General features: G+C 64.0%; 13 protein-coding genes and 2 pseudogenes. 11 read left to right on the forward strand and 4 right to left on the reverse strand.

Annotated elements, in window-relative coordinates:
* Positions 1-37: 37 nt before the first annotated feature.
* The 9 genes and pseudogenes from rpe to MYXE_RS02820 all read left to right on the forward strand — a co-directional run bounded on the left by rpe (position 38) and on the right by MYXE_RS02820 (position 12,286).
* Positions 38-724, forward strand: a complete 687-nt coding sequence (gene rpe / locus MYXE_RS02780) for a ribulose-phosphate 3-epimerase (RefSeq protein WP_232061712.1) — start codon at positions 38-40, stop codon at positions 722-724.
* Positions 721-2,751: a transketolase gene (gene tkt, locus MYXE_RS02785; protein WP_197904883.1), complete on the forward strand. Its 2,031-nt coding sequence runs from the start codon at positions 721-723 to the stop codon at positions 2,749-2,751. The genes rpe and tkt overlap by 4 nt, the downstream gene beginning before the upstream one ends.
* Positions 2,752-2,760: 9 nt before the next feature.
* Positions 2,761-3,699: a phosphoribulokinase gene (locus MYXE_RS02790; protein ID WP_085194863.1), complete on the forward strand. Its 939-nt coding sequence runs from the start codon at positions 2,761-2,763 to the stop codon at positions 3,697-3,699.
* Positions 3,686-4,468 carry an HAD-IA family hydrolase gene (locus MYXE_RS02795; RefSeq protein WP_085194861.1) on the forward strand — a complete coding sequence of 261 codons (783 nt, stop codon included), beginning with the start codon at positions 3,686-3,688 and terminating at the stop codon, positions 4,466-4,468. The genes MYXE_RS02790 and MYXE_RS02795 overlap by 14 nt, the downstream gene beginning before the upstream one ends.
* A 228-nt stretch (positions 4,469-4,696) precedes the next feature.
* Positions 4,697-5,719 (forward strand): type I glyceraldehyde-3-phosphate dehydrogenase, encoded by a 1,023-nt coding sequence (gene gap / locus MYXE_RS02800; protein ID WP_085194859.1) that lies wholly within the window; start codon positions 4,697-4,699, stop codon positions 5,717-5,719.
* Positions 5,720-5,722: 3 nt separating this feature from the next.
* A complete protein-coding gene (locus tag MYXE_RS02805) occupies positions 5,723-6,946 on the forward strand; it encodes a phosphoglycerate kinase (RefSeq protein ID WP_085194857.1) in 1,224 nt (407 codons plus the stop codon).
* 16 nt (positions 6,947-6,962) lie between these two features.
* Positions 6,963-7,496 (forward strand): phosphate-starvation-inducible PsiE family protein, encoded by a 534-nt coding sequence (locus MYXE_RS02810; RefSeq protein ID WP_161552035.1) that lies wholly within the window; start codon positions 6,963-6,965, stop codon positions 7,494-7,496.
* A 749-nt stretch (positions 7,497-8,245) separates the two neighbouring features.
* Positions 8,246-8,757 (forward strand): annotated as a pseudogene (locus tag MYXE_RS24175) (citrate/2-methylcitrate synthase); the annotation flags it as partial.
* A 145-nt stretch (positions 8,758-8,902) separates the two neighbouring features.
* Positions 8,903-12,286 carry a pyruvate carboxylase gene (locus MYXE_RS02820; RefSeq protein WP_085194853.1) on the forward strand — a complete coding sequence of 1,128 codons (3,384 nt, stop codon included), beginning with the start codon at positions 8,903-8,905 and terminating at the stop codon, positions 12,284-12,286.
* 73 nt (positions 12,287-12,359) lie between these two features.
* Here MYXE_RS02820 and ipdC read toward each other — a convergent pair.
* The 4 genes and pseudogenes from ipdC to echA20 form a co-directional block, all read right to left on the reverse strand.
* Positions 12,360-13,415: pseudogene (gene ipdC / locus MYXE_RS02825) on the reverse strand ((3aS,4S,5R,7aS)-5-hydroxy-7a-methyl-1-oxo-octahydro-1H-indene-4-carboxyl-CoA dehydrogenase); the annotation flags it as partial.
* Between the two features lie 103 nt (positions 13,416-13,518).
* A complete protein-coding gene (ipdB, locus tag MYXE_RS02830) occupies positions 13,519-14,262 on the reverse strand; it encodes a cholesterol ring-cleaving hydrolase subunit IpdB (protein WP_085194851.1) in 744 nt (247 codons plus the stop codon).
* A complete protein-coding gene (gene ipdA, locus MYXE_RS02835; RefSeq protein ID WP_085194849.1) occupies positions 14,259-15,134 on the reverse strand; it encodes a cholesterol ring-cleaving hydrolase subunit IpdA in 876 nt (291 codons plus the stop codon). Before ipdA ends, ipdB begins: the two co-directional genes overlap by 4 nt.
* Positions 15,131-15,874: a (7aS)-7a-methyl-1,5-dioxo-2,3,5,6,7,7a-hexahydro-1H-indene-carboxyl-CoA hydrolase gene (echA20, locus tag MYXE_RS02840; RefSeq protein ID WP_003923120.1), complete on the reverse strand. Its 744-nt coding sequence runs from the start codon at positions 15,872-15,874 to the stop codon at positions 15,131-15,133. Before echA20 ends, ipdA begins: the two co-directional genes overlap by 4 nt.
* A gap of 54 nt (positions 15,875-15,928) precedes the next feature.
* Here echA20 and MYXE_RS02845 point away from each other — a divergent pair, with 54 nt between their 5' ends.
* Both MYXE_RS02845 and MYXE_RS02850 read left to right on the forward strand, forming a co-directional pair.
* Positions 15,929-16,705 carry an SDR family oxidoreductase gene (locus MYXE_RS02845; protein ID WP_085194847.1) on the forward strand — a complete coding sequence of 259 codons (777 nt, stop codon included), beginning with the start codon at positions 15,929-15,931 and terminating at the stop codon, positions 16,703-16,705.
* Positions 16,706-16,718: 13 nt separating this feature from the next.
* On the forward strand, positions 16,719-17,630 hold the full coding sequence (locus MYXE_RS02850) for an SDR family oxidoreductase (protein ID WP_085194845.1): 912 nt from the start codon (positions 16,719-16,721) through the stop codon (positions 17,628-17,630).
* Positions 17,631-17,636 lie beyond the last annotated feature (6 nt).

A 17,636-nucleotide genomic window follows, 5' to 3' on the forward strand; every position in this document is an offset into this window, starting at 1 on the left:
CTCCCTAGCATCGGCGGTGACGCGAGGAGGAATTGGAGTGGGTACGCGCGCGCCGATGGTTGTTGCTTCAGTGCTGCCGGCAGACTTTTCGGAACTCGGCCAGCAAGTCAAGCTACTGGAGAAGGCCGGTGTGGACCGGATTCAATGGGACGTGATGGACGGCCGTTTCGTGCCGAACCTGACCTTCGGGCCCGACGTCATCGCCGCCAATCGGGGGCATGTCACGCTCGGTTTCGAGGCGCACTTGATGGTCGAGGATCCCGATCCCATGCTGTCGAGGTGGGTCGAAGCCGGTTGTGAAATCGTCATCGTGCACGCTGAGGCTACTCGGCATCTGCACCGCACATTGTCTGCGATTGCCGACCTGGGTGCGCGGCCGGGTGTCGCGTTGAACCCATCTACACCGCTGGAAGCGGTGACCAATGTGTTGCATATGGTTGACTTGCTGCTGGTGATGACGGTCAACCCGGGATTCGGTGGCCAGCGGTATCTGTCTGAGATGGAATGCAAGATTTCGGCGGCTCGCGCCGAAATCGACCGTCGCGGTTTGAAAATCGAACTCGAAGTTGACGGTGGCATTGGTGCAGCCACAATCGGTGCCGCCGCTCGTGCGGGTGCGGATGTGTTCTGCGCCGGCTCGGCCTTGTTCGCCGGCCCAGGCACGATGGCCCAGCGCGTGGCGGCTTTGCGCGACGCGGCCACCGCGGGAATGGAGACCTGGTGAGCGTTGCGTCGACTGTCAACCGGGAGGCCCTGAGCGACAAGCTGGATTGGCTGGCCGTCACCACGTTGCGGTTCCTGGCCGCGGACGCGGTGCAGGCGGCCAACAGTGGGCATCCCGGCCTGCCGCTGGGCACTGCGCCAGCCGCGTGGGTGCTGTGGTCGCGCCACCTGCGCCACGACCCGGCCGACCCTAGCTGGCCCGACCGCGACCGGTTTGTGCTGTCCGCGGGTCACGGTTCGGCGCTGCTCTACGCGCTGCTCCACGTTTTTGGCTATGACATCTCCCTCGGTGACCTGCGCCGGTTTCGTCAACTTGGTTCGCGCACTCCAGGTCATCCCGAATACGGCCATACACCTGGCGTGGAGACCACGACCGGACCACTTGGTCAGGGCCTGGCGAACGCTGTCGGGATGGCGCTGGCCGAGCGCATGCTCGCGGCGCGCTGCAATAACGGCCAGCATCGCATCGTCGACCACCGCACCTGGGTGCTCGCCAGCGACGGTGACCTGATGGAAGGAATCAGCCATGAAGCGGCCTCGCTGGCCGGGCGGCTCGGGTTGGGCCGGCTGACTGTCATCTTCGATGACAACAACGTCACCATCGACGGCCCGGCCGAGCGTACCTGCCGCGACGATGCGACCGCGCGGTTCGCTGCCTACGGGTGGCACACCCTGTCGGTCGGGGACGGCAACGACATCGCGGCCATCGACGCGGCGCTGACGCAAGCCCGCGACGTCGAATCTGCTCCCACCTTCATCCGGCTGCACACCACGATCGGGTACGGGGCCCCCGGTGTCGAAGGAACGCCAAAGGCACACGGCACCCCGCTGGGTGCCGACACGATCGCGACGATGCGGGACCGCGCCGGCTGGCCGCACGAATCCTTCCACGTCCCCGAGGTCGTGCGGTCGGCGACGGCGGCGCTAGCGGCGGAAGGCGCTGCCGCACGGGCCGAATGGCTGCGCGTTTATGACGAATGGAATGCCGCGCATCCCCAGCTTGCCGCCGATTTCCCACTCGACCGGTCGCCCGCACCGCGCGACATCGCGGTATTGGCTCCGCTACTCGATACCCCGGGGGGCGGTCGGAGCGCAACGCGGCAGGCATCGGGCGCAGCATTGCGTGCGCTCGCCCCCGAGTACCCCGCGCTGGTCGGCGGGTCAGCCGACTTGGCATCATCCACCAATACCGCCATCCCTGGTGGTGACGTGAGCGCCGACGACTATGGTGGCCGCACGATCCATTTCGGCGTGCGTGAACACGCGATGGCCGCGATGATGAACGGCATCGCGCTGCACGGTGGCTTGCGGCCGTTCGGTAGCACCTTTTTGGTCTTCTCGGACTACCTGCGGCCGGCGCTGCGGCTTTCCGCGCTGATGCGCCAACCGGTCATTTACATCTTCACCCACGATTCCGTCTACGTTGGGGAGGACGGGCCGACACACCAGCCGATCGAACACATCGAAGCCCTGCGGGCGATCCCTGGGCTGACCGTGCTGCGGCCGGCGGACGCTGCCGAGACCGCGTTGGCCTGGGAGATCGCCGCCACCAACACATCCGGGCCGACCGCGCTGATATTGACCAGGCAGAACGTGCCAGTGCTGGGCGGCGCCGGGATAGGTCAGGTACGCGACAACGGTTTCCGTGTGGTGCACACCGACGCTGACGAGGCTGACGTTGTGCTAGCTGCCAGCGGCTCGGAGGTGTCGCTGGCGTTGGAGGCCGCCGAGCTGCTGGCCACCCGTGACGTGCGGGCCACGGTCATCTCCGTGATGTGGCGAGAGCGGCTGCAGCAGGCGCTTGTCAGCGGGTGTCGACCCTGGGGTGATGCCCCGGTAGTGTGGGTAGAAGCCGGGGTGCCGATCGGCTGGCGCGCGATCGGCAGCGACTGCGATACGGTCATTGGTTTGAACCGGTTCGGTGAATCCGGCCCGGGAACGCAGGTGGCCGCGCATTTGGGATTGACGCCGGTCGCGATCGCCAACGCGGCGCTTGCCGTGCTAGGCCGCGCCGCTAGCTGGAGGTGACCAGAGAAGTTGCCGGACAAGACCTTTCAAATTAGCCGCGTTCGCACCGGTCGTCGGCCGGTGATGCTTGCGGTCGTCGGCGACAGCGCTGCGGGTAAAACGACCATCACCGCAGGACTGGTCGAGGCGCTGGGACCGGACCGCTGTGTGTCAATATCGGCCGACGACTATCACCGGTTCGATCGCGCGGAGCGGCGAGGCAAGCCGTTCACGCCACTGCACCCCGACTGCAACTACATCGACATCCTGGAACAGCACCTGCAGCTGCTGGCTACCGGCCATCCGATCCTCAAGCCCGTCTACGATCACTCCATCGGTCGGCGCGTTCGTCCGGAACTCGTGGAACCGAAGGACTTCATCATCGTCCACGGCCTGTTGCCATTACACAGCAAGCTTGCTCGAGCCTGTTTCGACGTAACGGTATTCCTCGACCCGCCCGAAGAGATCAGACGTGCCTGGAAAATAAACCGCGACACCGTCACTCGGGGCTACACCACGGACCAGGTTATGGCGGAAATCGTCGCCAGCGAAGCCGAATCCGCGAAATACGTTCGACCTCAGCGAGCCCACGCCGACATCGTCGTCCGATTCGCCCCTATCGCAACACGCAACGACCCACCGGATACGCCGCTGTCTGCCGAACTAATACTGCGGCCGACAATCCGCCAGCCCGACCTCACCGAGGTTCTGCAGCCCGACGTGACCCGGACTATTCACCTTCGGCTGGCTCGTGACACCGACGGCCGTCCCGTCGACAGCGTACACATTCACGGTTACACCACGGCGGAAGAAAACGCGGCCGCGGAGAAAATGCTCTGGGAGGCGCTGGGGGACCCGCGTACAGCAGCTCCGAAGTGTCTTGGACTGATCAGTCCCAACCAACGCAGCACACCGTTGGCGATTACCCAGATCATCCTATTGCACCACTTGTTACATGGTGCCCGGTAGCAGCCCTTCCGACGCTCGACACCCGGTCCTCTCGGCGGTGATCTTCGATGTGGATGGCACCCTGGCCGATACTGAGCGCGATGGACACCGGCCGGCATTCAACGCGGCGTTCGCCGCACACGGCCTCGACATCGCCTGGGACGAACAGGAATACGGTCGACTCTTGAATATTACCGGCGGCCACCGGCGTATCGCGGCCGACTTGAGGGCGCGTGGTGTTGGCGACGTCGCAGACAAGCTTGCGGCAGAAATCCATCAGACCAAGACCGAAATCTTCCGCGCCCAGATCCTCGCCGGTGACATCTTACCCAGACCCGGGCTGCTGGCCTTGGTGAAGAGCCTTGTAGATCGGGGGATCTGTATCGCAGTGGCGACCACTGGCCAGCGTGCTTGGGTCGAGCCACTGCTGGCGCAGTTGCTCGGCGACGGAATCGTCGAGACCACTGTGACCGGTGACGACGTCAGTCGGCTCAAGCCCCATCCCGAGGTGTACCTGCGGGCACTTGAACGACTCGATCTGCCGCCGGAGCACGCGCTGGCAGTGGAGGATTCGGCACTGGGGTTGCGTGCTGCGCTAGCCGCCAACCTAGCGACGGTCGTGGTCACTACCGACTACACCGCCAACCAGGACTTCACTGGGGCGGCCATGGTCCGGTCGTCATATGACGGGGCCAACCCCCTTTCGGCGGCGAGTTGTGAGCAGGTTCATCGGCAATGGTGGGCTGGGCGGAGTCGCATCAGAGGCTGTCAACCAGCCGAAGCCGAGTAACACCCTTCGACTTGATGCCGGAAAGCACACCGGTCACAGCGAATCATGTGTGCATGACTCAGAGATGCTTTAAGAAGCCCTTTTGTTGCCATCTTATTTGTTGGATTCCACTTCTGCGCCCCCTATCTGGGGGAGTTGGCTAACACAAACCTGTTTTATCGTTTCGGTGTTGTATTGGGCGTCGCCCAAATCGGCGGCGTCGGATGATCAGCGCTCGAGGAGACAGATGTGGCGGTCCGTGTAGGTGTTAACGGCTTCGGTCGGATTGGACGCAATTTTTATCGAGCCTTGCTCGCACAGCAGGCGCAAGGCAACAGCACCGATATCGAGGTCGTGGCCGTCAACGACATCACCGACAACGCTACGTTGGCGCATCTACTCAAATTCGACTCAATCCTGGGTCGGCTGCCGCAAGATGTCAGCCTCGAGGGCGATGACACCATTGTCGTCGGCAGCGCCGAGATCAAGTCGCTGGAGGTCAGGGAAGGGCCTGCCGCAATGCCCTGGGGCGATCTTGGGGTGGACGTCGTCGTGGAGTCCACCGGCCGGTTCACCAATGCCGCCAAGGCCAAAGGGCACCTGAAGGCCGGCGCCAAGAAGGTGGTCATCTCCGCACCCGCTGTCGACCCGGATATCACCATTGTGCTCGGCGTCAACGACGACAGGTACGACGGCAGCCAGGACATCGTCTCCAACGCATCATGCACGACCAATTGCCTGGCGCCGCTGGCCAAGGTGGTTCACGACGAGTTCGGCGTCGTCAAGGGTCTGATGACGACTGTCCATGCCTACACTCAGGACCAGAACCTGCAGGACGGCCCGCATAAGGACCTGCGTCGCGCCCGCGCAGCCGCGCTGAACATCGTCCCGACCTCGACCGGCGCTGCAAAAGCTATTGGGCTGGTGCTACCCGATTTGCAGGGCAAGCTTGACGGTTATGCCATGCGCGTACCGATTCCCACCGGTTCGGTCACTGATTTCACGGCGGAATTGGCCAAGCCCGCCAGCGTCGAGGAGATCAACGCGGCTTTCCAGGCGGCCGCTGGGGGCAGGATGAAGGGCATCCTGAAGTATTACGACGCGCCGATAGTGTCCAGTGACATCGTCACCGACCCGCACAGTGCGATCTTTGACGCGGGCCTGACCAAGGTGATCGACAACCAGGCCAAGGTGGTGGCCTGGTACGACAACGAGTGGGGCTACTCCAACCGCCTGGTCGACCTGGTCGCGCTAGTCGGCAAGTCGCTGTAAGCCATGACCATCAGGACTCTGGAACACCTTCTTGCAGAGGGAGTTTCAGGCCGGGGCGTGCTGGTGCGCTCAGACCTGAACGTCCCTCTCGGTAACAACGGTGCCATCGCCGACACCGGCCGCATCAGTGCCTCGGTGCCGACGCTGAAAGCGCTTCTCGATGCCGGCGCCAGGGTGGTGGTCACTGCGCATCTGGGCCGGCCCAAAGGCGGGTTCGATCCGACGCTGTCGCTGGCGCCGGCGGCCGTAGCGCTCGGCGACCAGCTGGGACAGCCAGTGCCGTTGGCCGATGACGTCGTCGGCTCCGACGCGCTGGCCCGTGCGAAGGCCTTGACCGACGGGGATATCCTGTTGTTACAGAACATCCGATTTGATCCACGCGAGACCAGCAAGGACGATAGCGAGCGAGTGGCGCTGGCAGAACAACTGGTCGAGCTCGTCGGTGAGGACGGCGCGTTCGTCTCAGACGGATTCGGTGTGGTGCACCGCAAACAGGCTTCCGTTTACGACATCGCCACGCTGTTGCCGGCGTACGCCGGCAAGCTGGTCGCCGCTGAGGTGAGAGTGCTTGAGCAGCTGACTAGTTCAATCGAGCGGCCCTATGCCGTGGTGCTTGGCGGGTCGAAAGTGTCCGACAAGCTCGGTGTGATAGAAGCATTGGCCGCCAGGGCAGACAGCATCGTCATCGGTGGCGGAATGTGCTATACATTCCTTGCAGCGCAGGGTGTTTCGGTTGGCAATTCACTCCTGCAGCCGGAGATGATCTATACCTGCTGCCGGCTTTTGGATACCTACGGCGCGATGCTGCAGCTGCCGGTAGATATCGTGGTGACCGAGAACTTCGCCGCCGACTCGCCAGGAGAGATTGTCGCTGCCGACGCAATCCCGAACGACACGATGGGACTGGATATCGGTCCGGAGTCGGTGGCGCGGTTCAGCGCACTATTGTCGAATGCCAAGACGATCTTCTGGAACGGCCCGATGGGCGTCTTCGAGTTCCCAGCCTTCGCCACGGGTACCCGAGGTGTCGCCGAAGCTATTGCCGCCGCGACTGCTAGGGGTGCGTTCAGCGTGGTCGGCGGCGGAGACTCCGCGGCCGCGGTACGCGCGCTGGGGCTACCGGGAGGCAGCTTCTCCCACATTTCCACCGGCGGCGGCGCGTCGCTAGAGTACCTTGAGGGCAAAATGCTGCCCGGTCTCAACGCCCTAATCTCAGCTGAAGGTTAGCAAGGTGGCTCGCAATGTGACCGTCGGGCGGGCGGCGCAATCAACGGAGGCGAAGAGCGCTACAGCGAATCCTCGGCTCAGCCATCGAGTAGGCAATCTGGTCGGGCATTTTGAATCGGCGGTCTATGGGATCGCATTTCTGCAGCTCGTGGTGGTCGCCGTCCTGGTGGTTGTCGGAGGTGTTCAGCCGATGGTGCAAGCTGCGAACGGCAAGGTAAGCGTACTCGAAGGCGGTATCTTAACACTCGACCGTATTCTGCTCGTGCTCATTATTGGCGAACTCGCTTACACGCTGCGCACCGTCCTGCTGTATCGCGAAATTTCCCTTGCCGTAGAGCCTTTCCTATTCATCGGGCTGATTGCCACCGTACGACGAATCCTGATCGTGACCGCGGCATTCGAGCAGCCCCAGTCGGACCAAGAGCTCAACCGCCTGCTTCTTCAGCTGGGCGCATTAGGTTTATTGGTGCTCGGCATCGCCGTCGCAATCTTTATGATCCGCTGCAGGCCCAGCGCTCCTCCGCTCAGCGGTCCGGATGACAGTTGTTGACCACTGATCCTCGTCAGCGGGGACGTTGGTTCGCTTTAGCCCGGCTACGCATCAACTGCGTTCGCGGTGGCAGAAACCGCAATGCGCGAAATCTCGGCGACTGCGGCATCAGAGATACAAACCTCGATTTCGGGATTCTTTACCGCGCTGGGTTCAAGACATCATCAAAGATGGCTGCGACAGCTGCGGTGCGGTGGCGCCTTTGGTTCACACTGGCGCGAACTGGGCACTGGAGCGGTTGCAAGTCGCTACGATCCGCGGGTGCGCGGAGGCTGAGTAGCCGCACACGGGGATGGTGTTTGTGGTTCTTGCGGCGTGCATGGAGGGGATGCATCGGGGGATTGTTCGGGGGCCAGTTGTTCAGAGCTGTGTCGGCCAGCGCGCGGCAGCCTCCTACGAGGATTCGGACAATCAAATCGAAATGGCAGGGTGCCAGGCGAGGCAGGTACAGTTACGTCAGGATCACTCGATGGTCAGATGTGCTGTACTCCAACAGATATATAGCATTGCCGGCCGAATCAACGCTATCGGCGGCGGGCGTCGCAGAATTCCACATTGAGACATTGCACGCCGAAGACCTGCTACTGAAAATCTGCCTGCGCCGAGGCCTGCCGCTGGATCTGCTGGATGCTGACTGGCAGGAACGTGCATCCGTTTCGGTGGCCGACGACGTGCTAGAGCCCAAGGGTCACCGACCGGTGCTCACCGACCCTTACCGGCTGTTGGCCGATGCAGTGGTCCGCATGGTGCAGTTCGAGCTTTTCATGCAGCGAGGGCGTGCCTCCTGCCGTCTGAACCGGACCACGCTGTCGCTTGTGGCAAAGCTGCCCGGTACGTGCCATCCCCTGGACGTGGTGCGTACCGGGATCAGCTACATGGGATCCGACGACTTCGATGAGGACAGCAGCGGCGTAAGTGCCAATTACGCCAAGTCGCTCCGCATGTTCGCGGCGCTGCCAGCCATCGTGGTGGCCGATACGCGCCGACGGCGTGGCCTAGAGCCCATTGCTCTGCACAGCGACATGAATTATGCACAGAACGTCCTGCACATGTGCTTTGGCGATGTTCCGGAGCAGGTGGTGGTCGACGCCTCCGACGAGCACGGCTTCGCCACCTCGATAGCCGCCGCCCGAGTGGTCACCTCTACCCTGCCCCACATCGACAGCGCCGTCACGGCGGCCATCGGAGCGTTGAAGGGCCCGCTGTACGGCGACGTCAACAAGGCCGTGATGACGACATGCTCGAAATCGGTATAGGAAAGTGAGCGTCGGAATGGTTGCAGGCCAGGCTTATTCGAAAGAGAAGATCGTGGACTTCTCTGATCTGTCCGCTCAGCGAATACGTCGGTCCGCCGGAACGCGAGGTTCGAGTAATTCGCTAATCCTGAAATGGGTAAGTGATCGCCGGTGATTTCGAAGGTTCTGGTTGCCAACCGCGGTGAGATCGCTATTCGGGCGTTTCGTGCGGCCTACGAATTGGGCATGGGTACGGTGGCGGTGTACTCTGTCGAAGACCGCAACTCGGCGCATCGGGTCAAAGCCGACGAGTCGTATCAGATCGGCGAGGCTGGGCATCCTGTCCGGGCATATCTCAACGTCGAAGAGATCGTGTCGACAGCGCAGGCCTGTGGCGCTGACGCAATCTACCCGGGCTACGGCTTCTTGTCGGAAAACCCGGAGCTGGCGGCGGCCTGTGTCTCGGCCGGGATCAAATTTGTGGGTCCGTCCGAAGAGGTACTGCAGCTGACCGGGAACAAGGCGCGGGCGATCGCCGAGGCGCGGGCAGCAGGGCTGCCGGTGCTGGATTCGTCTGCACCGTCATCTTCGACCGAGGAATTGGTAGCAGCGGCTGCGTCGATGCAGATGCCGTTGTTCGTCAAGGCCGTTGCTGGCGGCGGCGGCCGGGGAATGCGCCGGGTGACCGATCCCGCAGATCTAATCGAGGCGATCGAGGCTGCATCCCGGGAGGCCGAGTCGGCTTTCGGTGACCCGACGGTGTTCCTCGAGCAGGCGGTGACTAACCCTCGTCATATCGAGGTGCAGATTCTGGCGGACAATCACGGAAACGTCATCCATCTCTACGAGCGAGACTGCAGCGTGCAGCGCCGCCACCAGAAGGTCATCGAGGTCGCACCTGCGCCGAACTTGGACCCTGAACTGCGCCAGAGGATCTGCGAGGATGCGGTGACGTTCGCGCGGCGTATCGGTTATACCTGCGCGGGCACGGTGGAGTTTCTGGTCGATGCCGGCGGCAAGTACGTGTTCATCGAGATGAATCCGCGTATCCAGGTGGAACACACGGTGACCGAAGAGGTCACCGACGTCGACCTGGTGTCGAGCCAGTTACGCATCGCCGCCGGAGAAAGCCTGCGCGACCTCGGTTTGGATCAGCAGGCGATCATCCCGCACGGGGCGGCTCTGCAGTGCCGGATCACGACTGAGGATCCCGCTAACGGCTTTCGGCCTGACACAGGACGCATCACCGCCTACCGCATGCCCGGGGGAGCCGGCATCCGACTGGACGACGGTACTCACTTGGGTGCAGAGGTATCGGCCCACTTCGACTCGATGTTGGTAAAACTCACTTGTCGAGGCCGGGATTTCGCGAGCGCCGTTCGCCGGGCACGTCGGGCAGTGGCCGAGTTTCGCATCCGCGGGGTCACGACCAACACGGCCTTCCTGCAGGCGGTGCTGGGCGATTCCGATTTCATTGCGGGCCGAGCGACGACATCGTTCGTCGATGAGCGCCCCCAGTTGCTGACGGCCCATTCGAGCGCCGACCGCGGCAGCAAGATTCTCAGCTACCTGGCCGACGTGACGGTCAATCAGCCGCACGGTCCGCGAACCTCGACCGTGTATCCGCACGACAAACTGCCGGCGATCGACCTGTCGGTGCCGCCGCCACCAGGGTCCAAACAACGCTTGACCCAGTTGGGTCCGGAAGGATTCGCAAGGTGGATGCGGGAATCCGGAAGCCTAGGTGTCACCGATACAACGTTTCGGGACGCACATCAGTCGTTGCTAGCGACCCGGATCCGCACTACAGGCTTGCTCAAGGTGGCGCCCTATATCGCGCGGACGATGCCGCAGCTGTTATCGGTGGAGTGCTGGGGCGGGGCGACCTACGATGTGGCGCTGCGGTTTTTGAAGGAGGACCCCTGGCAGCGGCTGGCCGCGTTGCGTGAGACCATTCCTAACATCTGCCTACAGATGCTGCTGCGGGGGCGCAACACGGTGGGCTACACACCATACCCAGAGATTGTCACGACGGCGTTCGTCGAGGAAGCAGCCCGAACCGGCATCGACATCTTCCGGATATTCGATGCACTGAACAATGTCGACTCCATGCGGCCGGCCATCGACGCGGTGCGGGACACCGGGAAGGCGGTGGCTGAAGTTGCGATGTCTTACACCGGCGATCTCAGCGATCCGACCGAAAAGCTCTACACCTTAGACTATTACCTGAAGTTAGCTGAGCGGATTGTTGTGGCAGGCGCGCACGTGCTGGCGATCAAGGACATGGCAGGGCTGCTGCGGGCACCGGCGGCTGCGACGCTGGTGTCGGCACTCAAGTCGCGGTTCGACCTGCCCGTGCACGTACACACTCACGACACGCCAGGCGGGCAGCTGGCGACATATCTGGCGGCCTGGCACGCCGGAGCCAACGCGGTCGACGGGGCCGCGGCGCCCCTGGCCGGGACCACAAGCCAGCCTGCGTTGTCCGCGATCGTGGCCGCCGCGGCGCAAACTCCCTTCGACACCGGGTTGTCGCTGTCCGCAGTGTGCGATCTGGAGCCGTACTGGGAGGCACTGCGAAAGGTTTACGCGCCCTTCGAATCCGGACTACCAGCGCCGACCGGGCGGGTGTACCGCCATGAGATTCCAGGTGGACAGTTGTCGAACCTGCGGCAGCAGGCCATTGCGCTCGGGCTCGGTGATCGGTTCGAAGACATCGAAAACGCTTACGCAAGCGCCGATGCCATCCTCGGGCGCCTGGTCAAGGTGACCCCGTCAAGCAAGGTTGTGGGGGACCTGGCGCTCGCGTTGGTAAGCGCAGGAATCAGTGCAGAGGACTTCGCAGCGCATCCAGCCAGCTACGACATCCCGGATTCGGTGATCGGCTTCCTGCGCGGCGAACTCGGCGAACCGCCAGGGGGATGGCCGGAACCTCTGCGTACCAAGGCATTACATGGACGGCCTACCGCGGCGCCGACTCAGCCGCTTTCGGTTGATGACGAACGCGCATTGAACCTGGCGGGGGCCACCAGGCAAGCTGCCCTGAATCGGCTGCTGTTTCCCGGACCGACGAAAGAGTTCGAGGCGCATCGTGAGAAGTACGGCGACACCTCACGGCTTAGCGACAACCAGTTCTTCTACGGGTTGCGACGCGGAGAAGAGCACCGCGTAGAGCTAGAGCGCGGCGTGGAGTTGTTGATCGGCTTGGAAGCCATATCCGACCCCGACGAACGCGGGATACGTACGGTCATGTGCATCCTCAACGGGCAGCTTCGTCCCGTGCTCGTACGTGATCGAGGCGTCGCCGTTGACGTGCCTGTCGCCGAAAAGGCCGACCGCAGCAACCCGGGCCACATCGCAGCACCATTTTCGGGTGTGGTCACCGTCACCGTTGACGTCGGTGCGGAAGTTGACGCCGGTCAGACTGTAGCCACTCTTGAGGCAATGAAGATGGAGGCTGCGGTATCGGCACCCAAATCCGGCAAAGTTGCACGAATTGCGGTATCCCGGACAGCCCAAGTCGAAAGCGGAGATCTGTTGGTTGTAATCAACTAACCCCGGAAGTGCCTTGCCCTGATTGGGTGCGATTTGTCCAATTTGACCGTTGACTCGAGCTCGGCCCGCAGCCCTCCACCAGCGCCGACGCCGCCTGTAGGTGCTTGATCGCGTCGCTGACGATCGTGGCGATCAGCTCGGCACACGAGGGCAGGTCCTCGAGGATGCCGGCTACCTGACCGGACGCCAGCACTCCGGCGTCGGTGTTGCCCTCGACCAGCCCGGCTTTTAGCAGCATTGGCGTGTTGGCCGCCATCAGCACTTGCGAGAAGGTCATGTCCTTGCCGTGGCGCATGGCCAACCCGTCGCGGATCATCGACCGCCAGGTCATGCCCGACATCTTTTTGAACTTGGCAGCGTTCAGCACTGCAGCAGCGAAACCCCGTGCCCGAGAACCGCTTTCGAGTTTCTCGACCAGCTCGGTGCGCAGCACGCGGTGCGGCATACCGTCGACTCGGGTGGTGACCACGGTGCCGTCCAGGCCGGCTTCCAGGTAGCGGCGCTTGACCGCGTCGGGAACCGTCGAATCCGACGTGAGCAGAAACCGGGTGCCCATCGCCACACCGGCTGCCCCGTAGCACAATGCAGCGGCCAGCCCGCGGCCGTCGAAAAACCCGCCCGCGGCAATCACGGGGATGTCGACGGCGTCAAGGACCGACGGCAGCAGCAGCGTGGTCGCAACGGGTCCGGTGTGCCCGCCGCCTTCGCCGCCCTGCACGATCACCGCGTCTGCGCCCCAGGAGGCCACCTTACGGGCATGCTTGGCCGCGCCCACCGACGGAATCACCACGACGCCCGCTTCTTTCAGCCGAGCGATCAGCTCCTGACGAGGCGCTAACGCGAACGACGCCACCTTCACGCCTTCGCGGATCATCAGTTCGACCCGCTCGCCGGCATCGGCGGCGTCGGCGCGGATGTTTACTCCGAACGGTTTGTCGGTGGCCGACTTGACTTTACCGATCGCGGTGGCCAATTCGTCCAGCGTCATGGTGGCCGACGCCAGGATGCCCAGCCCACCCGCATTGGCGGTGGCGGACACCAGCCGAGCACCGGCCACCCAGCCCATACCGGTCTGCACCACAGGGTGCTCTATACCCACCAGCTCGGTCAGCGGGGTGCGCAGCCTCATAGCCACCGCCAACGATGCAGAGCGATGCGATGAGGAGGAGGCGGAATAATCATCGCCACCGCCGACGATGCAGAGCGATGCGATGAGGAGGAGGCGGAATAATTCACAATCGTACCTCTTTGTCGCGCAACGACTTCGGGTCGATCACCTCACGGATCAGCCGCAGGTCGTCCTCAGTCGGTGGCCTGGTCTCATCGGCATCCGATAGCCCGTGCACTTCGAACGACGTCGCTTGCCGTACGTCGTCGGCATGCACGCCCGGGTGCAGGGATAACGCCCGCATCGTGTGGTCGGGTCCGCCGAAGTCGAACACTCCGAGGTTGGTCACCACGCGGTAGACGTTGACGAAGCGGAACGCCGGATTGCCCGGGTCGATCTTGTCGTAGCCGATACCGGACACCACGTCGACGGCGTCGCAGAACACCCGCGGCGAATGGTTGCCGACCCAGTAGCTGGTGGCGTGGTTGATGGTGTTGCCGGGTGCGCCACGTACCCCGAACATCTGCCTGGTCGGGTGTTGCAGCGGCCCGAGCGCCGAGATGTTCTGGTTGCCGTAGCGGTCAATCTGGTTGGCGCCCATCACCACGTGGCGCCGACCCCACGCCAGCGTCTCGAACACGCGACCGAACGGCATCCAGCCCTCGATCGCGCCGGAAGCACCTAGCGCCGGGGTGTCTGCCAGCAGTTGAGCCTCCCCGTCGGTCAGCAGAATGTCGGGGGAGAACGTCAACCGGGCCAGCCGGGCGCCGACCGACGCCACGGTAGTCATCGGGCTGACCAGGATCTCGCCGGCATCGCGGAACAGCTCGGCGCAGGCCATGACGCAGACTTCTGCTCGGCTGATCATGACGAGGCTCCGAATTGCCGCACTGCGGCCTGGTAGTCGGCTTCACTGCCAGACAGGTAGGTCGCCACGAACTGACTCCAACTCTCCTGCGACGCCGCGGCTTCCACGTAATGGCGCTGAAACCTCTCGTCGCGGCCGTAATCGGGAGCCGCAGTGGTGAAGTGGGCCCCCAACGGCGCCTCCACCACCGCGTCGACCATCATCCGGTTCACCAGCAGAGCCTGTGGCGGCACCGACTTGACCAGCTCCTCGGTCGACACCAGAGACTCCACCGACAGAAAGCGTTTCTCCGCGGCCATCAAGTACAGGTCGTCGAAATAGGGATCGATCCCCGTGTAGGCCGCATTGCCTTGTGCATCACCAAGATTCATGTGCACGAACGCCGCATCGAGGTGCAGCGCGGGCATCGCGATCAGCGTTTCGTACCGACCGTCCGTGGGATACGGCGAGGTCACGGTCTTGAGCTCACCCTCAAAAAACTCCGGCACCGAGCTGCCCAGCCCGGCGCGGATCGGCAGAAACGGCAGCCGCTGAGCCGCCGCCTGCAGCCCGCAGCGCAGCATGCCCTCGTCCATCTCACGGGCCTCGATCAAACCGTGAGTGCGTGCGCGCGCGAACCACGGGTCGTAGAACGGCGGCGAATCCAGCGAAACAAATCCGTAGTAGACGCGGCGCACCTTGCCCGCCGAGCACAGCAGCCCCAGGTCCGGCCCGCCGTAGGTGACCACAGTCAAGTCGGTGACGTCGCTGCGCAGGATCGCGCGTACGAACGCCATCGGCTTGCGCCGCGACCCCCAGCCGCCGATGCCGATGGTCATGCCGCTACGCAGTTCAGCGACGGCGTCGTCCAGAGTGGTTCTCTTATCGCTCATGACTTCTTCACAAATGCGTCGCGGTGCTCGTCGGCAACACCCGCGAGATTGAGTTCGAACGTAAAGCCTTGTTCCATACGGTAACTGGAGTTGACCCGCTGCACGTCGATGAAGTTCAGCGCCTCCTTGGCGGCCCGGATCACCCTGGTGTCCTTGGCGGCGATATCGCGGGCCACCCGTAACGCGGCCTCGCCCAACTGCTCTCGGGGCACGACCTCATGCACCGAACCGAAGTGGTGCAGCGTGGCGGCGTCGACGGTGGCGGCGGTGAAGAACAGCCGCCGCATCATGTGCTGCGGCACCAGACGTGACAGATGTGTCGCCGCACCCAGGGCGCCCCGTTCCACCTCGGGCAGGCCGAAGGTCGCGTCATCGGAGGCCACGATGACGTCGGAGTTGCCGACCAGCCCGATGCCGCCGCCGACGCAGAACCCGTTGACCGCGGCGATCACCGGCACCGCGCACTCATAGACCGCTTTGAACGCCGCAAAGCAGCCGCGGTTGGCGTCGATCAGCGCGGTGAATCCCTCGGTGCGCTGCATCTCCTTGATATCGACTCCCGCGTTGAAGCCGCGGCCCTCGGCCCGCAGGATCACCACGCGGGTGTCCGGTTCGCGGCCTGCGGCCGTCACCGCGTCGGCAAGTTCAAACCAGCCGCGCGACGGAATCGCGTTGACCGGCGGATAGTCGACGGTGACGGCGACTATGCCGGGCTCGATGGTGGCGGAGGTGATCGGCATGGCACTTCCCGGGGTCGGCTACCTAAGCAAGCACTTGCTTGGTACGCTAGCACAGTGACCCGCGCCGAAGGAGCCCCCGCCTACAACTTGGGTCTGGACGGTCGGGTTGTGCTGGTGACCGGTGGCGTGCGGGGGGTCGGCGCCGGCATCAGCGCGGTGTTCGCCGAGCAGGGTGCGACGGTGGTGACCTGCGCGCGCCGCGCGGTCGAAGGGTTGCCCTACGAATTTCACGCCTGCGACGTGCGAGACGAGGACGCGGTCGACCGGTTGATCGATGCGATCGGCGAGCGGCACGGGCGGATCGACGTGCTGGTGAACAACGCGGGCGGATCGCCGTACGCGCTGGCCGCCGAGGCGACGCACACGTTTCACCGCAAGATCATCGAGCTCAACCTGCTTGCTGCCCTGCTGGTTTCCCAACGCGCTAACGCGCTGATGCAACAGCGCGACGGCGGTGCGATTGTCAACATCTCCTCGGTCAGCGGCCGCCGTCCCTCGCCCGGCACGGCGGCATACGGCGCCGCGAAGGCCGGGATCGAAAGCCTCACTGCCACACTGGCGGTCGAATGGGCCCCCAAGGTGCGGGTGAACGCAGTGGTGGGCGGCATGGTCGAGACCGAGCAATCGGAGCTGTTCTACGGTGACGCCGCATCGATCGCTCGAGTCGCAGCCACCGTGCCGCTGGGCCGGTTGGCAAAACCCGCCGACATCGGTTGGGCGGCAGCGTTTTTGGCATCTGACCTGGCGTCATACATCAGCGGGGCGACATTGGCGGTCCACGGCGGCGGCGAGCCCCCGCCGTATCTGGCCGCGTCGAGCGCCAACAAGTAAAGGAGCAACGGGTATGGGTTTAGTCGACGGCCGAGTGGTCATCGTCACCGGGGCGGGCCGCGGTATCGGGCGCGCCCACGCATTGGCGTTCGCCGCCGAGGGCGCACGAGTGGTGGTCAACGACATCGGGGTAGGCCTCGACGGCACGGGCGCCGGTGAACGCAGTCCCGCAGATGCAGTCGTCGAGGAGATCAAGGCGGCCGGCGGAGAAGCGATCGTCAACGGCGACGACGTCGCCGACTGGAACGGCGCAGCCAACCTGATCCGCACGGCAGTCGACACTTTCGGCCGGCTCGACGTATTGGTGAACAACGCCGGAATCGTGCGAGACCGAATGATCGCGAACACCAGCGAGGAGGAATTCGACGCGGTCATCGCCGTACACCTCAAGGGCCATTTCGCCACGATGCGGCACGCCGCCGACTACTGGCGGGAGCGGGCGAAAGCCGGCGAATCGGTGGACGCCCGGATCATCAACACCAGCTCGGGTGCCGGCCTGCAGGGCAGCGTCGGGCAAGGCAACTACAGCGCGGCCAAGGCCGGGATCGCGGCGCTGACGCTGGTGGCCGCCGCAGAGCTGGGACGCTACGGGGTGACGGTGAACGCGATCGCCCCGGCCGCCCGCACCCGGATGACCGAGAAGGTGTTCGCTGAAACCATGGCCAAACCTGACCAGGGCTTCGATGCGATGGCGCCGGAAAACGTTTCGCCGCTGGTGGTTTGGCTGGGCAGCGCGGAATCGAAGGACGTCACCGGCAAAGTGTTCGAGGTCGAGGGTGGCCTGATCCGGGTGGCCGAAGGCTGGGCGCACGGCCCGCAGGTCGACAAGGGAGCGCGCTGGGATCCCGCGGAACTTGGGCCGGTGGTCAGGGACTTGTTAGCCAAGTCGCGACCGCCGGTGCCGGTGTACGGGTCGGGTGGTTAGGCCGCT

The organism is Mycobacterium xenopi, from assembly GCF_009936235.1.
GTDB classification, from domain to species: Bacteria; Actinomycetota; Actinomycetes; order Mycobacteriales; family Mycobacteriaceae; genus Mycobacterium; species Mycobacterium xenopi.